This window comes from Brevundimonas sp. CURTG3B2_SDJG (assembly GCF_057364705.1).
In genome coordinates, this window is record NZ_JBNFOJ010000174.1 from 1 (window position 1) to 6,425 (window position 6,425).

Consider the following 6,425-nt stretch of genomic DNA (forward strand, 5'->3'; position numbering starts at 1 on the left):
GTCGAGACCTCCAAGGGCCCCGATCGCGATCCTGGATGGCCGGGACAAGCCCGGCCATGACGGAAAACAAGGATCGGAGAGGCCAAGGCTATCGACTGAATGTCGATTGAATCTAGTGGGAGAGGGCGGCGCCCGGGGGGCTCAGGCCGCGTCGAACAGGTCCAGCTGCGTCTTCATGTCCGGCGGCACGCGGAAGCGGGTCGTGTCCAGCACCGGGCGGGGGCCGTCCAGGCCGTAGCGTTTGACCGCCGCGCGATAGCGGGTCTCGATCAGCTGGGCGACCGGGCCGGTCCCCTTCATCCGCTGAGACCAGTCGGGGTCGTAGTCGCGGCCGCCGCGGGTCTGGCGCACCAGGGACATGACGCGCGCCGCCCGTTCGGGCCGGGCGTCGGCCAGCCACTCGCGGAACAGGTCCTTGATCTCCAGCGGCAGACGCAGGGTCACATACATCGACCAGGTCGCCCCCGCCTTGGCCGCCGCCTCCAGCACCGCTTCGAGTTCGTGGTCGTTCAGGCCGGGGATCACCGGAGCGAAGCCCACCCCGACCGGACGCCGGCGTCGGCCAGCCGGGCCACCGCCTCCAGCCGCTTGGCGGGGGTGGAGGCGCGTGGCTCCATCGCCCGCGCCAGGCCCCGGTCCAGGGTGGTGATCGACACCAGGGCGGCGGCCAGCCCCTCGCGCCCCATGGCGCCCAGGATGTCCGCGTCGCGGGCGATTAGCACCGACTTGGTGATGATGCTGAACGGGTGGCGGAAGCGCTGCAGCACCTCCAGCACCGATCGCGTGGACTTCAGGTCCCGCTCCACCGGCTGATAGGGGTCGGTGTTGCCGCCTATGTGGATGTGCTTGCAGACATACCGGGGCTTGCAGAGCTCCTGCTCCAGCAGACGCGCGGCCTCGGGCTTGAAGAAGAGCCGGCTCTCGAAATCCAGGCCCGGGGATAGGCCCATGTAGGCATGGGACGGACGGGCGTAGCAGTAGATGCAGCCATGTTCGCAACCCTTGTAGGGATTGATGGACCGGTCGAAACCGACGTCCGGACTGGTGTTCTTCGCGATGATGGTCCGGGCGTGCTCGGGCGTCAGCGTCGTGCGCAGCGGCGCGACCTCGGCGTCCGTATCCTCCCAGCCGTCGTCGAAGGCCTGGACCGTCTCGGGTTCGTAGCGCCCCGTCGCGTTCGATCGCGCGCCCCGTCCCCTTGATGCCTCGGCCATGAGGAGAAGGTAACCGAGCTTGCGAACAAAGCAAGAACATTTACTCGTTGGAGTGCTCTCTGTCTGCGGGGGAACGAAGTCGCGACCTGACCGTCCCTTGGACAAGCCGCATAGAATCGCTTGGACATATCCAGACGCTCGGTTGGCTTCCTCAGAACTGGAGGTCGGCATCACCGATGGAGTCGGAGGCATAGGATGAATTCAGCCGACCCAGCCGCCGCGCCAGACGGCAGACAGGCGCCGAAGGCAAGCAATACGCTCAACGTCGCGGGACTCGTCCTTACAGTCGCCTGGATGGCGGTGCTTGGCGCCTATGCGCTAGGTGCGGCCAGCGAGTTCGCAGCGCTCAAGCCGAACGAGATGGGCGATTTCTTTGCGGGCGCCTTCGCCCCGCTTGCGTTTTTGTGGCTCGTTCTTGGCTTTTTCCAGCAAGGAAAGGAGCTCCGTCATAGCGGAGAGGCGCTGTGGCTCCAGGGGGAAGAGCTTCGGAACTCAGTGGAGCAACAGCGCGAGCTCGTAAGCGTTACCCGAGATCAGCTCTTGTTCGAGAACCAGAGGCTTGAGCAGGAGCGCCTTGAGACGGCCCGGAACGCCCAACCGAAGTTCTCTCTGGAGTACTGGCGCCGTACAGCAAAATCGGACGGAAGTTTCCGACACGCCTTTGAGCTTGTGAATCACGGGAAGCCATGCACGAAGCTGCGGCTGCGTGTCGATGGCGCGCGGCCGGCCGTGAGCGAAGATATCTGCTCGTCCGGCAAACGAATGCCTTTCGGGCGCACAGTCGTGGGGCCGCCGACGCCTTTCAGCGTATCCGTCACCTATGTGGACGAACGGCTAAGGGAGAACTCGGTCGGTTTCAAAATGGAGCCTTCCGGGGACGGATATCAGGTGATTGGCCCTCTCGCCGGTGATCCGGTTTGACTTGGCCGCGTCCAGCCGCGCTGCTTGCAGCCGAGATCAGCAGCCTTGACGGGCACGATTTTCAGGGCGGAGAGCGAGGCGGATTAACCGCTCTCAAGACCCATGGTGCGGATGAGAGGACTCGAACCTCCACGCCTCGCGGCGCTGGAACCTAAATCCAGTGCGTCTACCAGTTCCGCCACATCCGCATAGGTTCGATGGGCCTTCTAGCCGGAATCGGGACGAAGGCAATCCGCGGGCGGGGCGCTGGCCTGTCACGCGTTGACGTCGGCGATCCGGTTCGCCTACCTGCGGTTGGCGAGGGAGCGGCGGCTTGGCGAGCAACGACGTAGTTGAAATCCTGTTTGACGAACCGGACCGGGCGCCTTGGGAACCGGTGAACCGTCTGGTCACGGCGCTGGAAGCGGTGCTCAGGGACGCCGTGGTGACGGTGCTCGCCGGGACCGAGCGACGAGAGGGCGCCACCGAAGACCTGAACGACATGACCGCCCGGGCGGTCATCGCCGCTCCGATACGCCGCGGATCGATCATTCTGCCGCTCACCTTCGAGCTGCTGCCCGCCCATTTCGAGGTCATTCAGGTCGCGGTCGCGACCAGGGACGGAACCGACTGGCGCGAAACGCTCGGCACGGTGGCCGACACGGCCGGGCTGCTGAGCATGGCCGTCGCGCTGGTGTTCGGCGGTCACGGCGTCCTCGCGAAGTTGAAGGCTCTTTCGACCCGGCCCGAGACCCCCGTCGACCATGTCGTCGATTGGCTGGCCGAGAAGAACCGCGAAGTGACCGCCCGGTGGATCGAAACGATCATGACGGACGCCGAGCGCACGGGATGTCGTTCGGTCCGCATCCGATATCGCGACGAGCTGGATATCGAACTGGTCCGGCATGATCGTGCGCGCAGCAGCGCCAACCTTGGCGTGCCCGATCCCAGGCCCGTCGCTCTCGGCGAGGGCGGCGTCCTTCGGTTCGCGCGCTCGGGCGACGTCATCAACGTCCAGTACGGCGCGGAACTCGCTCCCGCGTTCATGGCCAGACTGCAGACTGGTGACTTCGGACCGGTGATCATCGTCTGGAAGTCCCTGCGGACGCCGACGCCTCCGGAAGGGCTCTGGTACGACGGCCGGGGCGAGTACGTGTCGCGCACCGACGTGACGCCGCTGGAGGACGTGCCGCCCCGGTTCATGCAGGCGAACGGCGTCTTCGTGGTCCGCGCCGCTCGCCAAGCCTCGTTCGAATAGCCGGCGGCTACGAAAAAGGCCCGGGATCGCTCCCGGGCCTTCGTCTTTTCGAACTGGTCCGGAGATCAATCCTTGGTGTTGTCCACGCCCTTGGCCATGGCTTCCACCGGGCCTTCCAGGGCGGCGTCCTCGACGACGTCGATCCCCTTGGCCAGCTTCGAGTGCCAGAAGCCGTAGGCGATGTAGATCACCGCTCCGATGGCCGCGTAGCCGCCCAGCAGCATCAGCGGCAGGGGGTTGTCGTCCAGCGCGTGCTGAATCATCGGCTTCAGGTTGTTGTAGGCCAGGAACAGGCAGGCCAGGATGCCCAGGGCGGCGGTGACCACGCCGCCGGGGACGCGGAACGGGCGCTCCATCTCTGGGTGCTTGACGCGCAGGTAGATCACGCTGAGGCAGACGATCGAGAAGGCCGTGGCGGTGCCCAGCGACACCAGGTCGCCCAGGATCGAGATCGGCAGGAAGGCCGCCGCGATCGCGATCAGGATCCCCAAGACGATGGTGCCGATCCAGGGCGTGCGGAACTTGGGGTGCACGACCGAGAAGGCCTTCGGCAGCAGGCCGTCGCGGGCCATGGTGTAGAAGATCCGGGTCTGGCCGTAGCACAGCACCAGCATCACCGACGACAGGCCGGTGATCGCGCCGATCTTGATCAGGAAGCTGATCGCGTTCAGCGGCTTTCCGTCCGACAGGGTGATCGGCAGGTTGGCCCATTCCAGGCCCATGCGGTCGATGGCCACCGCGATCGGGGCCGGCGACGCCAGCTCCAGGTAGGGGACCACGCCGGTCATGACGGCGGCCACGGCCATGTAGATCAGGGTGCAGACGAACAGGGCGCCCAGGATGCCGATCGGCACGTCCTTCGGACGGGTTCTTTGGCCTCGGCCGCGGCGGTCGAGACGGCCTCGAAGCCGTAGAAGGCGAAGAAGATGATCGCCGCGCCGCGGAAGATGCCGTCGACGCCGAACCGGCCCGCGCCTTCGCCGGCGGGATGAAGGGCTGCCAGTTGGCCGGGTTGATGTAGCTCACGCCCACCGCGATGAACGTCAGCAGCACGATGATCTTGATGACCACGATGATGTTGTTGATGTTCGCCGATTCCGACACGCCCAGCACCAGCAGGCCGCAGACGGCGGCGATGCCGATGGCCGCGACCAGGTTGAAGGTGCCGGTCATGGGGAAGGAGGTGGCGCCGGCGTCCTGCACCAGTTGGACCAGGGGGGTCGCCCACTGGGGCCCTTCGCCGCCAGCGTACTGTATGACCGGGAATATCTGCTGACTTATGCCGAAGTCCGACAGGATCGAGACGACGTAGCCGGACCAGCCGACGGCCACGGTCGAGGCGGCGACGCCGTATTCCAGCACCAGCAGCCAGCCCATGATCCAGGCGAAGACCTCGCCCAGGGTGCCGTAGGCGTAGGTGTAGGCCGAGCCGGAAACCGGCATGGTCGAGGCGAGTTCCGCGTAACACAGGCCCGCCAGGCCGCAGGCGATGCCGGCCACGATGAAGCTGAGCATGATCGCCGGGCCGGCGTTGGCCGAAGCCACCTGGCCGGTCAGCACGAAGATGCCGGCGCCGATGATGGCGCCGATGCCCAGGCTCATCAGGTTGATCGGGCCCAGCGTGCGTTTCAGCTCGCTGCGGGCTGCTTCCTTCTGGATCTGGACGACGGATTTCTTGAGGAACAGGCGGTTCCCCTTGGGCCTAAGGCCTTCTGCGGACATCGAGTCACGCCCCCTGTACACGGCGAACCCTCCCCGGGCCGCCTTCAATGGCGCGGACGCTAGCGGCGCCTGCCCCGACTGGCAACGCGGTTTCCGAATGGTGAAGGCGAGACGACGCTTTCGTGAACGGGGCCGTTGCCGCTAGACCGCAGCCATGCTGCCGATCCACGCCGTCCTGGACCCGCTGAAAGCCGCCCTGGCGGCGAACCCGGCCGTCGTGCTGGCGGCCCCGCCCGGCGCGGGCAAGACCACGGTCGTCCCCTTGGCCCTGCTGGATCAGCCGTGGCTGGGAGAGGGCAAGGTGCTGGTGCTGGAGCCGCGCCGCCTGGCCGCGCGGGCGGCGCGGACCGCATGGCCAGGACCCTGGGCGAACAGCCGGGCGCGACGGTCGGCTACCGCACCCGGCTGCAGAGCCGGATCGGGCCGAGCACCCGCGTCGAGGTGATCACCGAGGGGGTCTTCACCCGCATGATCCTGGACGATCCGGGGCTGGAGGGCGTGGGCGCGGTCCTGTTCGACGAGTTCCACGAACGCAGCCTGGACGCCGACCTGGGCCTGGCGCTGGCGCGCGAGACCCAGCGGCTGCTGCGCGAAGACCTGCGGATCCTGGTGATGTCGGCGACGCTGGACATCCAGGGCGTGTCGCGCCTGCTGGCCGACGACGCGGGGGAGGCCGCGCCCGTGATCCAGGCCGAGGGCCGGATGTTCCCGGTCCAGACCCGCTACCTGGGCCGCAATCCGGCCGAGCGGTTCGAGGACGCCATGGCGCGCGCCGTCCGCCAGGCGCTGGCGGAAGAGGGCGGCTCGGTCCTGGCCTTCCTGCCGGGGCAGGGCGAGATCCATCGCACCGCCCGGGCGCTGGCGGACCGTTTGCCGGCCGATGTGGATCTGACGCCCCTGTTCGGCGCGATGGACAAGGCCGATCAGGACCACGCGGTGGAGCCCGCCCCGTCCGGCCGCCGCAAGGTGGTGCTGGCCACCTCGGTCGCCGAGACCAGCCTGACCATTGAGGGCGTCCGGGTGGTCATCGACGGCGGCCTGTCGCGCGTGCCCCGCTTCGAGCCGTCGAGCGGCCTGACCCGGCTGGCCACCGTACGCGTCAGCCGATCGTCGGCCGAACAGCGTCGGGGGCGCGCGGGCCGCATCGAGCCCGGCGTCTGCTACCGGCTGTGGGACGAGGAACAGACCCGCGGCCTGGTTCCCCATCAGCGGCCCGAGATCCTGGAGGCCGACCTGACCGCCTTCACCCTGGACCTGGCCCGCTGGGGTGCGCGCTCGCCCGACGGCCTGGCCCTGCTGGACCCGCCGCCCGCCGGGCGTCTTCGCCGAGG

At 67.6% G+C, this 6,425-nt stretch carries 3 protein-coding genes, 1 tRNA gene and 3 pseudogenes; 3 read left to right on the top strand and 4 right to left on the bottom strand.

The features are described 5' to 3' along the window. Positions 1-141: 141 nt before the first annotated feature. Positions 142-1,214, bottom strand: a pseudogene (locus AC2W7C_RS12065) (PA0069 family radical SAM protein). 195 nt (positions 1,215-1,409) lie between these two features. Here AC2W7C_RS12065 and AC2W7C_RS12070 point away from each other — a divergent pair. Then, positions 1,410-2,135 carry a hypothetical protein gene (locus tag AC2W7C_RS12070; RefSeq protein WP_486001662.1) on the top strand — a complete coding sequence of 242 codons (726 nt, stop codon included), beginning with the start codon at positions 1,410-1,412 and terminating at the stop codon, positions 2,133-2,135. Between the two features lie 103 nt (positions 2,136-2,238). Here AC2W7C_RS12070 and AC2W7C_RS12075 read toward each other — a convergent pair. After that, positions 2,239-2,323: transfer RNA gene (locus tag AC2W7C_RS12075), tRNA-Leu, on the bottom strand. Between the two features lie 188 nt (positions 2,324-2,511). Between AC2W7C_RS12075 and AC2W7C_RS12080 the strand changes: the two genes are divergently transcribed. Further along, a complete protein-coding gene (locus AC2W7C_RS12080; protein ID WP_486001663.1) occupies positions 2,512-3,372 on the top strand; it encodes a hypothetical protein in 861 nt (286 codons plus the stop codon). 65 nt (positions 3,373-3,437) lie between these two features. Here AC2W7C_RS12080 and AC2W7C_RS12085 read toward each other — a convergent pair whose 3' ends face one another. Continuing rightward, a complete protein-coding gene (locus AC2W7C_RS12085) occupies positions 3,438-4,226 on the bottom strand; it encodes an APC family permease (protein WP_486001664.1) in 789 nt (262 codons plus the stop codon). Next, positions 4,184-5,094: pseudogene (locus AC2W7C_RS12090) on the bottom strand (amino acid permease). Before AC2W7C_RS12090 ends, AC2W7C_RS12085 begins: the two are co-directional and overlap by 43 nt. Positions 5,095-5,248: 154 nt before the next feature. Here AC2W7C_RS12090 and hrpB point away from each other — a divergent pair. After that, positions 5,249-6,425 (top strand): annotated as a pseudogene (gene hrpB / locus AC2W7C_RS12095) (ATP-dependent helicase HrpB); the annotation flags it as partial.

Bases quoted from the DNA above. Each gene is read 5' to 3' on its own strand.
- AC2W7C_RS12070 (WP_486001662.1), top strand. From the start codon at position 1,410: ATGAATTCAGCCGACCCAGCCGCCGCGCCAGACGGCAGACAGGCGCCG.